The organism is Oceanimonas sp. AH20CE76 (genome assembly GCF_039654065.1).
GTDB classification, from domain to species: Bacteria; Pseudomonadota; Gammaproteobacteria; order Enterobacterales; family Aeromonadaceae; genus Oceanimonas; species Oceanimonas smirnovii.
The window spans coordinates 567,747-584,617 of record NZ_CP155481.1; the positions used below are offsets into that span (position 1 = coordinate 567,747).

Here is a 16,871-nt window from a genome sequence, read left to right on the forward strand (position 1 = left end):
TGGTTAAAAAAGCCCGATCAGGGTAACATGACTGTCTATTTTTCGACAGTGTTATTCATTTTCCCATGCGTGTACTAGGCATCGAAACTTCCTGCGACGAAACCGGCATTGCCATCTTTGATGACAAGCTCGGCATTCTCTCTCATCAGCTTTACAGTCAGGTGAAACTGCACGCCGATTATGGCGGTGTGGTGCCTGAGCTGGCCAGCCGGGATCATGTGCGCAAAACCATTCCGCTGATTGAGGCGGCCCTGAAAGAGGCCGGTTGCAGCAAAGACGACATCGACGGCGTGGCCTACACTGCCGGCCCGGGCCTGATGGGGGCGCTGCTGGTGGGGGCCACCATAGGCCGCAGCCTGGCGTTTGCCTGGGGCAAGCCGGCGGTGGCGGTGCACCATATGGAAGGGCACCTGCTGGCCCCCATGCTGGAAGAGCGCATGCCGGCGTTTCCTTTTGTTGCGCTGCTGGTGTCCGGCGGCCATACCCTGCTGGTGCGGGTAGACGGCATTGGTCGTTATGAGATTCTGGGTGAATCCATTGACGATGCCGCCGGCGAGGCCTTTGACAAAACCGCCAAGCTGATGGGGCTCGACTACCCGGGCGGCCCGCGGCTGGCGAAACTGGCCGAGCAGGGCACCTCCGGGCGCTTTAAATTTCCCCGGCCCATGACCGACAGACCCGGCCTGGATTTTAGCTTTTCCGGCCTTAAAACCGCCACTGCCACCACCATTGCCGCCGAAGGTAATGATGTGCAAACTCAGGCCGACATTGCCCATGCCTTTCAGCAGGCGGTGGTCGATACTCTGGCCATCAAGTGCAAGCGGGCGTTAAAGCAGACCGGACTTAACCGGCTGGTGGTGGCCGGCGGGGTCAGCGCTAATGTGTCGTTGCGCCAGCAGCTGCAAGCCATGATGAGCGAGCTGAACGGCGAGGTGTTTTATCCGCGCAATGAATACTGCACCGACAACGGTGCCATGATCGCCTTTGCCGGTTTGCAGCGTCTTAAAGCCGGTCAGACCGAGCCGCTGCGGGTAAAAGCCCGGCCGCGCTGGCCGCTGGATGAACTGCCGGCAGTAGAGTAAGGCTTATTCTTCCCGGTTGCGCCGGCTGCGGTCGATAATCGGCTTTTCTTCATGATGATAAAGCCGGCTTATATTGCCGTGGTGGCGCACCACTATCAGGCACGACAACAGCGCCACCGCCAGTGTGTATTCCGGTTTGATGAAATAGGCAAACAAAGGAGCAAACAGGGCGGTGATCAGTGACGCCAGCGACGAGTAGCCAAACAGCCCCAGGCTGAGCAGCCAGGTGATCAGCAGCAGGCCTGCCATGTCCATGCCCAGCGGCAGCAGCGCACCCAGCGCCGTGGCCACGCCCTTGCCGCCGCGAAAGTGAAAAAACAGCGGAAACATGTGCCCCAGACAGGCGGCCATGGCAATAAAGGCCAGATATAGCGGGCTGATGCCAAGAAACCAGCCCAGATATACCGGCAGGGTACCCTTGAGAATATCAAGCAATAATACCCACACAGCCGCGCTGCGGTTGCCGGTGCGCAGCACATTGGTGGCACCCGGGTTACCGGAGCCGTGGTTGCGTGGATCCGGCAGCCGGTAAAGCCTGGAGATCAGCACGGCGCTGGACACGGATCCGCCCAGATAGGCCAGTATTATCATGAACAGCGTAAGGGCGGTCATCGCGGTTTATACCCCGGATCCAATCCGTTATGATGGCGTCAGTGACAGCTTAACAGAAGACGAAGACGATGGATAAAGTGTTTGTGCAGGGCCTTGAAGTTCTCACCACCATTGGCGTTTATGAGTGGGAGAAAGGGATTCGCCAGAAAATCCGCTTTGATCTGGAAATGGGGTACGACAACCGTCCTGCGGCCGCCGGCGATGATATCAGCAAGGCGCTGGATTACGCGGCTCTTTCCAGCAAAGTGACGGCCTATGCCGAGCAGCACCAGGTAGAGCTGGTGGAAACCATGGCCGAGCAGGTGGCCAGCCTGATCCTGGCGGAATTTCCGGTGTTGTCGGTCAAGGTGCGGCTGACCAAACCCGCCGCTGTGGCCAATGCTGCGGGTGTGGGCGTAGAGATTGAACGCTTTACTCAGCGCAGCCTCAAGGCTCAGTCTGACTGAGCCTGTTGTTTTTCGGCCAGCAATTGCTCCAGCCGGAGTAGCCTTGCTGCACGAATGGCCTCGCCAATGGCGGGGCCTTTCAGTCCTTGGGCCACAAAGGGCTTAGCGGTAATTTGCTTTAATTCCTGCAGCCACTGCCACAGCCATGCCCGTTGCGGGTAAGGCCGGCTCTGAAAGCCGGCTCTGCCCTGCAGATCGGCCTGGGCACACAGCAGCAGCTCGGCAAAGCGCTCGGGTCTGCGCCAGGCATCGGTATGATCCAGCAGCTCCAGCACTGTGTGCGCCTGCTGTGGCGAAGGCAACGCCAGCCGGTGCATGCAAATGTGCCAGCGACTCATTAATACGGCCAGCTCTCTGTGCTCGGTGGGCACTTTCAGCCGGGCGCTCAGTGCCTGAATAGGCGCTATGCCCAGCTCGCCATGGTGATGATGGCTGGGCCATTTTTCTGCCGGGGTCAGCGCCTTGCCCAAATCGTGGCACAATGCTGCAAAGCGGCAGGGCAGGCCGGCTCCCAGCTCGGTGGCCCGCTTGATCACCATCATGGTATGCAGGCCGGTATCAATTTCCGGGTGCCAGGTTTTGGGGCCGGGCACGCCAAACAGGGCGTCCACTTCCGGAAACAGCACCGCCAGCGCGCCGCATTCGCGCAGCACCTCAAAAAACACCTGAGGATTGTCACTGGCCAGCGCTTTTTCGGTTTCTTTCCATACTCGCTCGGGGGTGAGGGTGGCCAGCTCGCCGCCGGCGGCCATGGCCGTCATCAGGGTTTGGGTTTCTTCGGCAAGAGTAAAGCCCAGATGATGAAAGCGGGCGGCAAAACGGGCTACCCGCAGCACTCGCAGCGGATCTTCCCCAAAGGCATCAGACACATGGCGCAGCACCCGGGCCTGAATGTCGGCCACACCACCATAAGGGTCAATCAGCTCATTGGTGTCGCTTCGGGCAATGGCGTTGATGGTGAGATCACGCCGGCGCAGGTCTTCTTCCAGAGTGACCTCCGGGCCAAAGTCACAGATAAAACCGGTGTAGCCGGTGCCGGCCTTGCGTTCGGTGCGGGCCAGGGCATATTCGTGCTTGTTGCCGGGGTGCAGAAACACCGGGAAATCCTTGCCTACCTGCTGGTAGCCCTGTTGCAGCAGTTGCTCGGGGGTGGCACCTACTACTACGTAATCACGGTCGTACACGGGCAGCTGCAGCAGTGCATCGCGCACTGCGCCGCCAACCAGATAAATATTCAAGCAATGTCCTCACTCAAGACGGGCCAGCCCGGCGCATTCACTTCAGCTGAGAATGAGCAGACGCGGCATAGACTCTGGGTGATTGTTGGTAGGGCAAGTGTATCAAGTTGAGCCGGTAGTGCCGAGCCTGTTCTACCGCCAGCCGGGTGGGTGCGCTTAAGGTCAGCAGGGTGGGGTTGTGGCTGCGCACCATTTTCTGCACCAGCTCTATGCTGCAGCGGCTGGTCAGCAGCACCATGCCTTCCGGGCGCTCGCTCTGCTGGTGCTGCCAGCCCAGCAGTTTATCAAGGGCATTGTGCCGTCCCACGTCTTCACTGGCATGGCAAATTTGCCCGGCGTGGTCCACAAAAAAGGCAGCATGGAGGGCACCGCAGTCCCGGTTGAGGGGTTGCCATGGCCGCAGTTGATCCCGCAGGCCGGCGAGCATGTGAGTATCGGGCAGAGGGGTTTCAGGCAGTTCGGGCAGCTCGGGCAACGCTGCCTGCAACGACTCCAGGCCACAAATGCCGCAGCCGCTGCGCCCGGCCAGGCTACGTTTTTGCTGCAGCCAGGGCTGATGGCAGCGGTTGGCCAGGGTCACATCGGCAATCAGGGCGTTATTTTTCTGGGTGAACTCGAGATCGTGAATATCCCTGTGATGGCCAATAATGCCTTCGCTCAGCAGAAAGCCGGTAATAAAGGCATCCAGCTGCACTGGGCTGACCATCATAACGGCGTGGTTTACGCCATTGATGGTAATGGCCAGGGGGACTTCGTTGGCCAGGGTGTGCTCGGTGCCGGCCAGAGTACGAACCCCATGGCTGGGCGGCAGAGGTTCAAAGCGCGCGTCGTCCATTAGATTGCCCCGGCCATGCTTGCACAAGCTGAAAGATGGCGGAAAGTAGCAGGAGTCGAACCTACCCGGGAATGTCTGACACCCCCAACCGGGTTTGAAGCCCGGCCGTACCACCGGATACGATTACTTTCCGAAAGTGTCGTTAACATTGCCAACATTCGGGGGGCTTGTAAACATCATATTGTCAGCGCGGATCACATGCCGGTCTTTTAGTCGCCGGCTGTAACCTATGCGTTGAAAAAACTCCAGAATTTGCAGCGTACGCTTGCGTCCGAGTCCTAACCGATCCCTGAGTTCAGCGGCTTTGATGCCCTCGGCCGGAGCGTGCTGGCGCAGCAGGGTGGCCAGTTGCTCCACATGCTGATGGTGGTAAAGCAGGTCGGGCTGCACCTGATATAAAAGCCCCTGGCGCACCAGCTTGCGACCGAGCCGGCGAATATCGTCTTCACTGGTCTCAAGGGTGGCGGCCAGATCCCGCACCCAGGGCGGATCGTAGCGGCCGTCATAACTCAGGGCCAGAATACGCCCGGCCAGCGCCTGCTCGGGCTCGCTCAGACTCACACTGTGGCCGGGCAGGTGATACCAGGCACCGGTCAGGGCCAGCCGCTGTTGTTGCTGCAGGGCGTGCAGGGCACATTGCCATACAGGCTGGGGAATGGTCGGATCCGTCATGCGGCGCAGCCGGGCGGCTTCTATGCCGGGCTCGTCGGGGTAACGTTCATGGGCCTGCTGCAAGGCGCGTTCAATGCGGCTCAGCAGAGGCTGCCAGTGAGCTTCATGCATCAGTACCGGCTCATTTTTGCCGGTGGGTGTAAGCCACAGCGCCTGTTTGGGCAGCATTATCTGCTCCGGCGCTTGTCCGGCCAGCCGGTGCAGTGCGGTGCGGGTGATACCGTAAGGGGCCTGTTGCAGCAGGCTGAGCACGTCTTTCTGATCAAGATAGTCCGCCACTGCCTTCAGCCAGGTCAGCCGCGCCGGTGTGCGGCGCTTGCGATCCGGGCCATTGGCATCCAGCACCCGGCCACCGCCCAGGGTTTGCTTGGCCTGAGCGTTGCGAATAATAAAGCGATCCCCGGGCAGGGCACACAAAGGCTGCTCAAATACCAGCTGGGCCAGCGCCGGTTTGCCAGCCTGCACTGTGGTTGCCTGCAGCGGCACCAGATGGGCCATCACATGAGCGGCACCAATATGCACATGCAGCGGCGTCCAGGTGCCGAGAGGAGCGCTGGTGTTCAGCAGCTGCAGCTCTACATCCAGCCGCGGGCCGGGCTCAAAACAGCCTGCTTCTGCCAGCCAGTCGCCCCGGGCAATGGCATCCTTGGCAATATTGGCCAGGTTAAAGGCGCAGCGCTGGCCGGCCCGGGCTTGTGTGCCGGCCTGATTTTGCGCATGCAGGCTGCGCACCCGCACCGGTATGTTGGAGGGCATCAGCCGCAGGTGCTGGTGCTTGCTGTGCAGGCTGAAGTGGCCGTCGTGTACCGTGCCGGTGACCACAGTACCCTGGCCGCTGAGGGTAAAGGCGCGGTCAATGGCCAGCCGGAACGGACCAGCATCAGACACCGCCTGCTGTTGTTCCGCCTGCTGCTGTAAAAATTCACGCAGCGGGGCTATGCCGTCACCGGACAGGCTGTCGGTTACAAACTGCGGAGCCTCAGCCAGAAAGGTGCCCGCCAGCGCCTGTTGCAGCTGCTGCCGAGTGCGGGCCAGCTGCTCGGGTTGTGCCAGGGCACGGCGGGTGATCACCACGCAGCCGCAAGACAGCCCCAGCAAGGACAAAATGGCAATGTGCTCCAGAGTCTGGGGCATCACGCCGTCATCGGCGGCCACCACCAGCATGGCAAAATCGATGCCGGTGGCACCGGCCACCATGGTATGAATAAGCCCTTCGTGGCCCGGCACATCCACAAAACCCAGGGTCAGCTGCTCGTTCAGCGGCTGATAGGCATAGCCCAGGCTGATGGTAATGCCCCGTTTTTGCTCGTCTTTCAGGGTGTCGGTATTGATGCCGGTGAGGGCCTTTACCAGCGTGGTTTTACCGTGATCAATATGGCCCGCTGTGCCAATAATCATAACTGGGTGTTACTCCACAGGGTGTGCAGCCGCTGTGCCTGCCCGGTGCTCAGGCAGCGGCAGTCGAGATAAAGGGCGTTTTTATGAATGCGGCCAATCACCGGCTCGGTCTGACAGCGCAGCCGGCGCTCCAGCTGCATAATGTGCTTGCCGGCCTTGTCGGTGCCGCGAATCACCAGGCCATAGCTTGGCAAAGACTCCACCGGCATGGCACCGCTGCCAATCTGGCTGAGCATGGGCTCGGCGGTGACCGTAAAATTGCGGCCCAACGCCTGTTGCAGCACCGGCTGCAGTTGCCCGGCCTGAGCCTGAATGTCGCTCCGGGCGCGGGTCAGCAGGTGCAGCGTGGTCAGCCGTTCGGGCAGCCGCTCGGGGCTGAGATAGAGTGACAGCACCGCTTCAAGGGCCGCCATGGTGAGCTTGCCGGTGCGCAAGGCGCGCTTGAGCGGATGCTTTTTAATAATGTCTATCAGTGACTTGCGGCCCACAATAAAACCGGCCTGAGGGCCACCGAGCAGCTTGTCGCCACTGAAGGTGACCAGGTCCACCCCTGTGGCCAGGGTTTCTCTTACTGTGGGCTCATGGGGCAGGCCCCACTGAGTCAGATCCACCAGGGTGCCGCTGCCCAGGTCCACCGTCACCGGCACTCGGCGCTCCTGGCCCAGCCTGGCCAGCTCGTCAATGTTGGTGGTTTTGGTAAAGCCCACCACCGCATAGTTGCTGCAGTGCACCTTCATGATCATGGCGGTGCGCTCGCCAAGGGCGCGCTCATAGTCGGCGTAATGAGTGCGGTTGGTGGTGCCCACTTCCACCAGGGTGCTGCCGGCGCTGGTCATGATGTCGGGAATGCGAAAAGAGCCGCCAATTTCCACCAGCTCGCCCCGGGAGACGATGACCTCACGCTGAGCGGCGAGGGCGTTCAGCATCAGCAGCACGGCAGCGGCATTGTTGTTCACTACGGTGGCGGCTTCGGCACCGGTCAGCTCACAGATAAGGTCTTCTACCAGGCTGTCTCTGTCGCCCCGCCGGCCGGTATCCAGATCAAATTCCAGATTGGTGGCCTGAGTGAGCACCTTCACCACCGCCTGCACTGCGCTGTCGGGCAGCAGGGCCCGGCCCAGGTTGGTGTGCAGCACCGTGCCGGTCAGGTTGATCACGGTTTTAAGCTTTGAGGCTGTCACCTCGCTTAAGCGGGCGGCAAGCCCGGTCAGCAGTGGCTCGTGCGCCAGCTCGGCGTGAGTCAGTTGCCCGGCCAGCGCCTTCTGGCGCAGCTCGTCCATCAGCTGGCGCAGCTGAGCGGTGACCAGCGTCTGGCCGTATTCGGCCATAAGCGCGGCCGTCTTGCCGTGCTGCAGCAGCTTGTCGATGGCGGGCAGATCCGCCGGGCGGGCGGCATTCAGTTGGGAAGAAACGGAAACGGTCATGGTTCTCCTGCCGGTTGCCACAAATAAGGATTGTTGTTGGCCCGGTAAAAGCGGGCTTCGCCCATCAGAATATCCAGCGGCAGGCTGGCCAGATCATCTGCAAAGGCATCGGCATTCGGGTCTTTGTCGAGATAGAAAATTTTGCGGTAGTGCCGGCACTTGTCGCAGGACTCCGCCTTGATGGCCTTGTCTTCGTTCAGGGAGTGATAAGCCACGGTTTTGGTGTCTTCACAGTGGGTGCACACCACCCGCACTATATGCCACTGGCTGGCGCACAGGCTGCAGGTGGCGTAGCGGATCTGCTCCTTGGGGCCGCCCACCTGCACCGAGCTGGATACCGGCTGGCTGCCACAGCAGGGGCAGACGCCAAAGGGCGTGACGGCGGGCACCTGCTTAAGCGCTACCGTCTGTACTCTCAGGGTCCAGTACAGCTGCAGCGCCGCCATGATAAAGGGGGCCTGAGCGGCGTTAATGTGTTCGTCCTGCTGGTTCAGCAGGGCATCGGCGGCCTGCTCCAGCGCTGGCGCGTCTGCGTTGGCAAGCTCCGCCAGAATCTGCTGCACCGGCCCGGGCAGGGCGTGCTGCTGCAGCTCGGCAATCAGGGCGCTGAGCATATCGCGCCATACCGGGTCACGATCATTGGTGGCATTAAACAACGGCATGCCGTGGGCCTGTGCCTGAGCCAGCTGTACGTCATCGGGCACCGGCAGTGTCCAGCCTTGTCCGGCCACGGTTTGCTGGGCTGCTGCCAGTGTGGCGATCAACTCCAGATAGTCTTGAATGGGGTTGTCTTTGGCCAGCTGTGTCAGCCGCTCAGCCCTGAGGCCAAAGGTGTTGGCATCGGCATGGATCAGCCGCACTATGCTGGTGCGATCCAGGGTTTCTATTTCGCCACGGGTAAGAATTCGCTGCATGGCCACTCCTTGAATTTGTGCATCTTATAAAAAGGCCGCCAAATGCTCACAAACATTTGGCGGCAGCAGGCAAAGTGCAATATGCCGAAGCAGCAGCGGGGTTGCACTCCGCCGACACGCTTCAAGCCCATCCGTGGGACGCTCGGCATATGCCATCCATGGCATATGACGGTCGGCTCCGGCAATCCCCGCTACTACTTCGCTTTGGCAGCGCCTATATCGCTGCTAATAACAATTAGCCAGCCTGCTTATTCCTCAGATACATTACGCACCTTGCGGCGGAACCACTTGCGGTGGTGCTTCCAGGCCCAGCCCGGTGACACTGTGCCGCGGGTCATGGCCCGTATCGACCCTTTCACCCAGATGCCCGCATAGATATGCACGATAATGGCGCAAATGAGGCCAAATGCAAACAGGGCATGCAGCAGGGATGAGAGCCGGATCAACCCCACCGGAAAGTCGAAGTAAGACCGCCACATCACAATGCCCGACAGCAGCAGCCCGGCCATCAGCACTATCAGAGCCCAGAACAGTACCTTCTGGCCGCCGTTGTAGCGGTCGGCCTCGGGTACGCCTTCTTCCTGATGGGAGATGACCTTGGGCACGGCTTTCAGCCATTCCTTGTCTTCGGCGGTAATGCGATTGTGCCGCCATACCTGCAGGGCAAAGATGGCAAAACTGACAAACATCACCAACCCGATAAAGGGATGGAGAATGCGGGTCCAGGTGCCGCCGCCCAGCAGGTTGCTGAGCCAGAACAGCGACGGATGAAACAGCGCCAGTCCGGAAATGGCCAGCAGCACAAAGCTCAGGGCAATCAGCCAGTGATTGAGCCGCTGATTGGCCGTGTAACGAACAATCTCTTTACCGGAGTTCATTGTTGCTTTCCTCCTCGGCTGCCTGTTCATCGGCCTTGCTCACTTCCGACGGGCGGTTGCGTATGTAGTGTGCCGCCCCCACCAGCGCCGTCAGCACCATGGCTGCCACCCCAATGGGCTTGGCCGGGCCTTTCCAGGCCGAGACAATGCCACTGATTTTAGGTGCTTCGGGCAAACCGCTGTACAGCCCGGGCCGGTCGGCATGGTGCAGCACATACATCACATGAGTGCCGCCCACACCCTCCGGATCATACAGGCCGGCGTTGTCATACCCCCGTGACTTCAAATCGGCAATACGCCCGGCGGCGTGGTGCTTCATGTCGTCCTTGGAGCCAAACACAATGGCACCGGTAGGGCAGGTTTTCACGCAGGCGGGCTCCTGACCCACAGACACACGGTCTACGCACAGGTTGCACTTGTAGGCCTTTTTGTCGGTCTTGGAAATGCGCGGCACGTCAAAGGGGCAACCGGTCACGCAGTAGCCACAGCCAATGCAGTGCTCCTGGTTGAAATCCACAATGCCGTTGGCGTGCTGCACTATGGCACCGGGAGACGGGCATGCCTTCAGGCAGCCCGGATCTTCACAGTGCATGCAGCCGTCTTTGCGGATCAGCCACTCCAGATCGCCGTCGTCCTTCTCGTGCTCGGCAAAGCGCATCACGGTCCAGCTGTTTTCGGTCATGTCGGCGGGGTTGTCATACACCCCCACGTTATTACCCACATCGTCCCGCAGATCGTTCCACTCCATGCAGGCCACCTGGCAGGCCTTGCAGCCAATGCACTGGGAGGTGTCGATCAGCTTGGCCACGCCACCTCCCTGCACGGAAGACTGCCGGACCTCGGGTGAAGGAGTGGTGGTCGCCGAGCGACGCTTGATATCCATTGCATGTGTAGCCATGAGATCTCCTTACACCTTTTCCACGTTAACCAGGAACGACTTGAACTCGGGGGTCTGCGAGTTGCCATCCCCCACCGAGGGCGTCAGGGTGTTGGCCAGAAAGCCCGGCTGAGTCACACCCACAAAGCCCCAGTGAATGGGAATGCCGATGTGATGCACCCGTTTGCCGTCAATGTCGAGCCCGCGAATCCGCTTGGTCACCACCGCCTTGGCCTTGATGTAGCCCCGGTTGGACGACACCTTGACGGTATCCCCTTCGCGAATGCGCAGTTCATCGGCCAGTTCAGCACCAATTTCTACAAACTGCTGCGGCTGCACAATGCTGTTGAGCAATACGTGCTTGCTCCAGTAGTGGAAATGCTCGGTCAGGCGGTAGGTGGTGCCCACATAGGGGAACTCATCCGCCGTGCCCAGAGTGGCCCGGTCGCCGTCAAACAGCCGTGCCGCCGGATTGCTGGTGGCCTTGTCGTTATCCTTGAACAGCGGGTTGTAACCCAACGGGCTCTCAAAGGGCTCGTAGTGGGTCGGGAAGGGACCTTCCGCCATGCGATCCCGGGCAAAAAAGCGGGCTACGCCTTCCGGGTTCATGATGAAGGGGCCCATACCGGCTTCCGGTGGCTCGTCGGCCTTGTAGTCGGGCACGTCGGCCCCGGTCCATTTTTCGCCGTTCCAGTTAATCAGCACTCGGGACGGATCAAAGGGGTTGCCCTCGGTGTCGCAGGAGGCGCGGTTATACATGACCCGGCGGTTGGCCGGCCAGGCCCAGGCCCAGTTCAGGGTCTGACCAATGCCGGTGGGATCACTGCTGTCCCGGCGGGCCATCATGTTACCGGCCTCGGTCCAGGAGCCGGCATAAAGCCAGCAACCACCCAGAGTGGAGCCGTCATCGCGCATTTCGCCAAAGCCCGAGAGCTGCTCACCGGCCTTGCGCACAATGCGGCCACTGCCATCCCGCACATCGTGCAGGGCACGGCCGTTCAGCTCCTTGGCCAGCTCTTCCGCGGTGGGGTGCTCCGGTCTGGCATAAGGCCAGCTCAGCTGGGTAATGGGCTCGGGCAGAGCACCGCCTTCCTGTTCATAGAGACGGCGAATATGCTGATAAAGCGTCGCCATTATCTCTATGTCGGTTTTGGCTTCTCCGGGCGGCTCGGCGGCTTTCCAGTGCCACTGCAGCCAGCGGCCTGAGTTTACCAGGGTGCCGTCTTCTTCGGCAAAGCAGGAGGTAGGCAAACGGAACACTTCGGTCTGAATGTCCGCTGAGTTCACGTCGTTCGACTCGCCCGCATTGCGCCAGAACTCGGAGGTTTCGGTTACCAGCGGATCCATCACCACCATAAATTTCAGGCGCGAGAAAGCCGCCGTCATTTTGGCTTTGTTGGGGGCTGCGGCCAGCGGGTTAAAGCCCTGGCAGATATAGCCGTTCAGCTTGCCCTGATGCATCAGCTCATAGGTCTGCAGCATGTCGTAGACCTTGTCGAGCTTGGGCAGATAGTCATAGGCGAAGTTATTGCCGGCATGGGCATTGTCACCCCACCAGGCCTTGCTCAGGCTGGTGTAGAACTTTTTATAGTTCTGCCAGTAGCTGAACTGGTTTTCCCGCAGGGGTTTCTGCGCCCGTTTGGCAATGTAGGCGTCAAAGTCCTGCTCGGCCTCGTTGGGCAGGGTCAGGTAGCCCGGCAGCAGATTACTCATCAGGCCCAGATCGGTTAACCCCTGAATATTGGAGTGACCGCGCAACGCGTTCATGCCACCGCCGGCAATGCCGATGTTGCCCAGCAACAGCTGCATCATGGCACCGGTACGAATGATCTGAGAACCGATGGAGTGCTGGGTCCAGCCCAGAGCGTAAAGAATGGTACCGGCTCTGTCCGGGGTATGAGTGGAGGCCAGCAGCTCACACACCTGCAGGAACTTGGCTTGCGGCGTGCCACAGACCCGCTCCACCATCTCCGGGGTGTAGCGCTGATAATGATTTTTCAGCAGCTGGAATACACAGCGGGGGTGCTGCAGGCTGGGATCGGTGACCACCTGGCCGTTGTCGTCCAGTTGATAGTCCCAGGATTCCTTGTTGTAGCTGCGTTTCTGCTCGTCGTAGCCGGAGAAGATGCCGTCATCAAAGTCGAAATCTTCATGCACGATAAACGACATGTCAGTGTAGTTTTGCACGTATTCATGCTGGATCTGGTTGGTATCAAGCAAATACTTGATAACCCCGCCCAGGAATACAATGTCGGTGCCGGTGCGAATGGGCGCGTACAAGTCTGCCACCGAGGCCGACCGGTTAAAGCGCGGATCCACCACAATCAGCTTGGCATTGTTATGTGCCTTGGCTTCTGTTACCCATTTAAACCCACAGGGGTGTGCTTCAGCAGCGTTGCCGCCCATGATCAGAATAATGTCGGCGTTTTTGATGTCGACCCAATGGTTCGTCATAGCGCCACGGCCAAATGTTGGGGCAAGACCTGCCACCGTAGGACCGTGTCAAACGCGAGCCTGGTTATCGAACGCCAGCATACCCATGGGACGCACCACCTTGTGGGTAATGTAACCCACTTCGTTACTGCTGGCTGATGCGGCCAGCATGCCGGTGGTGACCCAGCGGTTAACGATTTTACCGTCGGACGTCTGTTGGATCAGGTTGGCATCACGGTCTTCTTTCATTAACCGTGAAATGCGGGTAAAGGCCTGCTCCCAGGAAATGCGCTCCCAGGTGTCGGAGCCCGGAGCCCGGTATTCAGGGTATTTCAGGCGGTTGGGGCTGTGCACAAAGTCCACCAGACCGGCCCCTTTCGGGCACAGGGTGCCGCGGTTTACCGGGTGGTCGTGGTCACCTTCAATGTGCATGACGCTGGGGCGAGCGTTTTTGGCACCGTCTCCCATGCTGTAAACCAGAATGCCGCAGGCCACCGAACAATAAGGGCAGGTGCTGCGGGTTTCAGTGGCGCGGGATAATTTATATTGTCTCGAGGCGGCCACGGCGGGAGCCGGGGTCATGCCCAGCAATGCCATGCTCGAGGTAGCCAGGGTGGCCCCGGTTACTTTAAAAAAATCACGCCGACTCAGATTACTCATTACGCTCTCCTATGTAACGCAAGACTCAGTCGCCAGTCATTACAACCGCCGCCCGTCAAAACGAGAAGCGGCAGTTGCAGTTTGTACAGACTACATAGGATAGTGCCAATAACCTTAACTTTCTCCTGTGTATTCAGTTATTTTTGTAATTCTTGGGCATTATCACGGTCAGCCTTCACCCAACGACAACAAAGTGGCATTGCCGCCAATGGCGGTGGTGTTGTTGGTGATGGTTTTTTCGGTAATAAAGCGGGTCAGGTAGTGGGGGCCACCGGCTTTGGGGCCGGTGCCAGAAAGGCCGCGTCCGCCAAAGGGCTGCACGCCTACCATGGCACCAATCTGATCCCGGTTAATGTAAACGTTACCCGCTTCAATGCGCTTGGCCACATGGGCGGCGAACGACTCGTTGCGGCTGTGCACGCCCAGAGTCAGGCCATAGCCGGTGGCGTTGATGTCATCGATAATGCGGTCGATATCTTTGGCTTTAAAGCGCACTACATGCAGTATGGGGCCAAACTGCTCCTTGCTCAGCTCACTGATGCTGCCAATTTCAATGGCGGTGGGGCGAATATAAAAGCCGCTGGCGCAGACATTATTTATGGGCGCTTCGGCAATTATCTTGTGGCCGGCGGCTTTCATGGCATCCAGGTGAGCCTGCAGCCCTTTCTGGGCATCGGCGTCGATCACCGGACCCACATCGGTGGACCAGAGCGCCGGATCCGCCACGCTCAGTTCCTGCATGGCCCCTTTCAGAATGTCCAGTACGCGTTCGGCGACATCTTCCTGAAGGTAGAGCACCCGCAGTGCCGAGCAGCGCTGACCGGCGCTCTGAAAGGCGGCGCGCAGCACGTCCCGCACCACCTGCTCGGGCAGGGCGGTGGAGTCCACTATCATGGCATTTTGGCCGCCGGTTTCGGCAATCAGCGGCACTATGGCCCCTTCGCGGCTGGCCAGGGTCTGGTTAATGCGCCTAGCGGTATCGGTGGAGCCGGTAAAGCAGACCCCGGCAATGCGCGGATCTTCCGTCAGCGCGGCACCCACCAAGGCTCCGTCGCCGGGCAGCAGCTGTAATACGTCTTTGGGAATGCCGGCCTGGTGGGCCAGGGTAACCGCCAGATGAGCGATCAGGCTGGTTTGCTCGGCAGGCTTGGCCAACACCGTATTGCCGGTTACCAGGGCAGCACTGACCTGACCGAGAAAAATCGCCAGGGGAAAGTTCCAGGGGCTGATGCACACAAAAGGACCGCGCCCCTGGGCCTGCAGCAGGTTAAGCTCGCCGGTGTAACCGGGCAGTTTGGTAGGCTCGCCGGTGAGTTTGCGGCCTTCATTGGCGTAATAGCGGCAGAAGTCTACCGCCTCACGCACCTCGTCTATGCCGTCCTGCAGCAGCTTGCCCGCCTCTCTGGTACACAGGGAAATAAACTCGGCGCTGTGGCTTTCAAGCAGGTCCGCCAGCTTTTCCAGTGCTTGCACGCGGCTGTCTACCGGGGTGTCGCGCCAGCCTTTAAACGCCTTTTCGGCATGGGCGACAGCCTGCTTCACAGTAGCCTTGTCAGCAAACACCACCTCACCCACCTGCCGTCCGGTATTCTGCGGGCTGAATACCGGACGCTTTTCGCCGGTCACTGGCTTTCCGGCCACCAAAGGCGCGGCCTGCCACTGCTTGCCAGCCAGTTCGCTCAGGCGTTCAAACAAAGGTTCACGGCTGGCGGCGATATTGAGGTTGATGCCGGCGGAGTTGTTGCGATCGGCAAAAATATGGCGGGGCAGAGGAATGTTGTCATTGGCCAGACTCTGGCAGGCACGCAGGCTGGTTACCGGATGAGTGATCAGATGATCAACAGGGGTATCCGGATCGACCAGCTTATGCACAAAGGAAGTGTTGGCCCCGTTTTCCAGCAGCCGGCGCACCAGATAGGGCAGCAGATCCTTATGAGCACCTACCGGAGCATAAATACGGCAGCACCTGTCGGGGTTTTCTGCCAGCACGGCATCGTACAGCTCTTCACCCATGCCGTGCAGCCGCTGAAATTCAAAGCGCCGCTCGCCGGCCATATTGAGTATGGCTACGACAGTGTGGGCATTGTGGGTGGCAAACTGCGGATAAATGGCTCCGTCAGTTGCGTCACTCAGCAGATAGCGGGCGCACACCAGATAAGCCACGTCCGTGCCCGCCTTGCGGGTGTACACCGGATAGCCGTCCAGTCCGGCCTGCTGGCTGTGCTTGATTTCGCTGTCCCAGTAAGCGCCTTTTACCAGCCGTAGCGGAATTTCATCGCCCTGCTCTTTAGCCAGGGCGGTGAGCCAGCACAGCACCGGCAGGGCACGCTTGGAATAGGCCTGCACCACCAGCCCCAGGCCGCCCCAGCCTTTGTTTACATGGCTGCGGTAAAGCTGCTCAAACAAGTCGAGGGAGAGCTCCAGCCGGTCCATTTCTTCTGCGTCAATGGTGATAAATACATCATGTTTGCGGGCAGTTTCCAGCAGCCCCAGCACAGTAGCATACAGCTCGGTCAGCACTCGCTCCCGGCTGGCTTCTTCATAGCGCGGATGCAGCGCAGACAGCTTGATGGAAATAGACGGCCGGGGTACGTCCGGATTATTGAGCTTTTCGGCACCCACGGCAGCAATGGCACTGGCGTAGTCGGCCCGGTATTTCTCGGCATCGGCGGCGGTCATGGCGGCCTCGCCGAGCATGTCGTAGGAGTGAGTGTAACCCTGCTCCCGGGACTTGCGGCTGGCCTTGAGCGCTTCACTGATGGTGCGACCCAGCACAAACTGCTTGCCCATGATTTTCATGGCACCGTACATGGCTGAGCGCACCACCGGCTCACCCAGCCGGTTGATCATGCGGCTCAGCACATTGGCGGGATTGCCGTCGAGCTTTTTGTCCATGCGTACGATGCGTCCGGTCAGCATCAGCCCCCAGGTGGAGGCGTTCACCAGAGTGGAGTCGCTCTGGCGAAAGTGTTTGGCCCAGTCGGCTCCGGAGAGTTTGTCTTTAATCAGCTCGTCGGCGGTATGACTGTCGGGAATGCGCAGCAGGGCTTCGGCCAGGCACATAAGAATGATGCCTTCCTGCGTATCCAGGCTGTATTGCTGTAAAAAGGCGTCTATGCCGTCACCGCCGTCACTTTCTTTGCGCACCTGCGTCACCAGCCGGCGCGCTTGTTCGGTCAGCTGTGCCATTTCCGGTCCGGCCGCGGGTATCTGCTCGAGCAGCCGGGCCAGCCAGGCACTCTCATCAACGGCATAGTTGCGAGTAATGTCCTGGCGCAGCGCAGCCAAATCGGAAGGGGAGTAATCGGAGGCAAACACATTGGCGACAGTAAACATGGCAAGGAGTCCTGAAGTTGCAATGGAAAAGACCTGCAGGCAGGTCGCCGAACAGAGATAATGTAT

12 protein-coding genes and 1 tRNA gene are annotated in these 16,871 nt (G+C 59.8%); 2 read left to right on the forward strand and 11 right to left on the reverse strand.

What is annotated here, in order from left to right:
- Positions 1–65 precede the first annotated feature (65 nt).
- On the forward strand, positions 66–1,082 hold the full coding sequence (gene tsaD, locus N2M06_RS02845) for a tRNA (adenosine(37)-N6)-threonylcarbamoyltransferase complex transferase subunit TsaD (protein ID WP_346351523.1): 1,017 nt from the start codon (positions 66–68) through the stop codon (positions 1,080–1,082).
- Between the two features lie 3 nt (positions 1,083–1,085).
- Here the strand turns inward: tsaD and plsY are convergent, their stop codons facing one another.
- Entirely contained in the window at positions 1,086–1,694 is a 609-nt protein-coding gene (gene plsY, locus N2M06_RS02850; RefSeq protein WP_317074856.1) for a glycerol-3-phosphate 1-O-acyltransferase PlsY, read from the reverse strand.
- Positions 1,695–1,762: 68 nt separating this feature from the next.
- On the opposite strand from plsY, the gene folB reads away from it, so the two are divergent.
- On the forward strand, positions 1,763–2,140 hold the full coding sequence (gene folB, locus N2M06_RS02855) for a dihydroneopterin aldolase (RefSeq protein ID WP_019936084.1): 378 nt from the start codon (positions 1,763–1,765) through the stop codon (positions 2,138–2,140).
- Here the strand turns inward: folB and N2M06_RS02860 are convergent.
- The 10 genes from N2M06_RS02860 to putA form a co-directional block, all read right to left on the reverse strand.
- On the reverse strand, positions 2,128–3,378 hold the full coding sequence (locus N2M06_RS02860) for a multifunctional CCA addition/repair protein (RefSeq protein ID WP_346351524.1): 1,251 nt from the start codon (positions 3,376–3,378) through the stop codon (positions 2,128–2,130). The two genes, folB and N2M06_RS02860, sit on opposite strands and share 13 nt — an antisense overlap.
- Positions 3,379–3,415: 37 nt before the next feature.
- Complete coding sequence (gene fdhD / locus N2M06_RS02865) at positions 3,416–4,213, reverse strand: formate dehydrogenase accessory sulfurtransferase FdhD (protein WP_346351525.1); 798 nt, start codon at positions 4,211–4,213, stop codon at positions 3,416–3,418.
- Between the two features lie 36 nt (positions 4,214–4,249).
- Positions 4,250–4,345 (reverse strand) — tRNA-Sec (locus tag N2M06_RS02870).
- Complete coding sequence (gene selB / locus N2M06_RS02875; protein ID WP_346351526.1) at positions 4,337–6,283, reverse strand: selenocysteine-specific translation elongation factor; 1,947 nt, start codon at positions 6,281–6,283, stop codon at positions 4,337–4,339. Before selB ends, N2M06_RS02870 begins: the two co-directional genes overlap by 9 nt.
- Positions 6,280–7,707, reverse strand: coding sequence for an L-seryl-tRNA(Sec) selenium transferase (gene selA, locus N2M06_RS02880; RefSeq protein WP_346351527.1), 1,428 nt, complete (start codon positions 7,705–7,707; stop codon positions 6,280–6,282). The genes selB and selA overlap by 4 nt, the downstream gene beginning before the upstream one ends.
- Positions 7,704–8,621, reverse strand: a complete 918-nt coding sequence (fdhE, locus tag N2M06_RS02885) for a formate dehydrogenase accessory protein FdhE (RefSeq protein WP_346351528.1) — start codon at positions 8,619–8,621, stop codon at positions 7,704–7,706. The genes selA and fdhE overlap by 4 nt, the downstream gene beginning before the upstream one ends.
- Before the next feature lie 248 nt (positions 8,622–8,869).
- Entirely contained in the window at positions 8,870–9,499 is a 630-nt protein-coding gene (locus N2M06_RS02890; protein WP_346351529.1) for a formate dehydrogenase subunit gamma, read from the reverse strand.
- Complete coding sequence (fdxH, locus tag N2M06_RS02895; RefSeq protein WP_026344956.1) at positions 9,486–10,397, reverse strand: formate dehydrogenase subunit beta; 912 nt, start codon at positions 10,395–10,397, stop codon at positions 9,486–9,488. The genes N2M06_RS02890 and fdxH overlap by 14 nt, the downstream gene beginning before the upstream one ends.
- 9 nt (positions 10,398–10,406) lie before the next feature.
- The gene (fdnG, locus tag N2M06_RS02900) at positions 10,407–13,469 is read right to left on the reverse strand and encodes a formate dehydrogenase-N subunit alpha (protein ID WP_346351530.1); all 3,063 of its coding nucleotides are present in this window, start codon (positions 13,467–13,469) and stop codon (positions 10,407–10,409) included.
- A 168-nt stretch (positions 13,470–13,637) separates the two neighbouring features.
- Positions 13,638–16,805 carry a bifunctional proline dehydrogenase/L-glutamate gamma-semialdehyde dehydrogenase PutA gene (gene putA / locus N2M06_RS02905; RefSeq protein WP_346351531.1) on the reverse strand — a complete coding sequence of 1,056 codons (3,168 nt, stop codon included), beginning with the start codon at positions 16,803–16,805 and terminating at the stop codon, positions 13,638–13,640.
- Between the last annotated feature and the right edge of the window lie 66 nt (positions 16,806–16,871).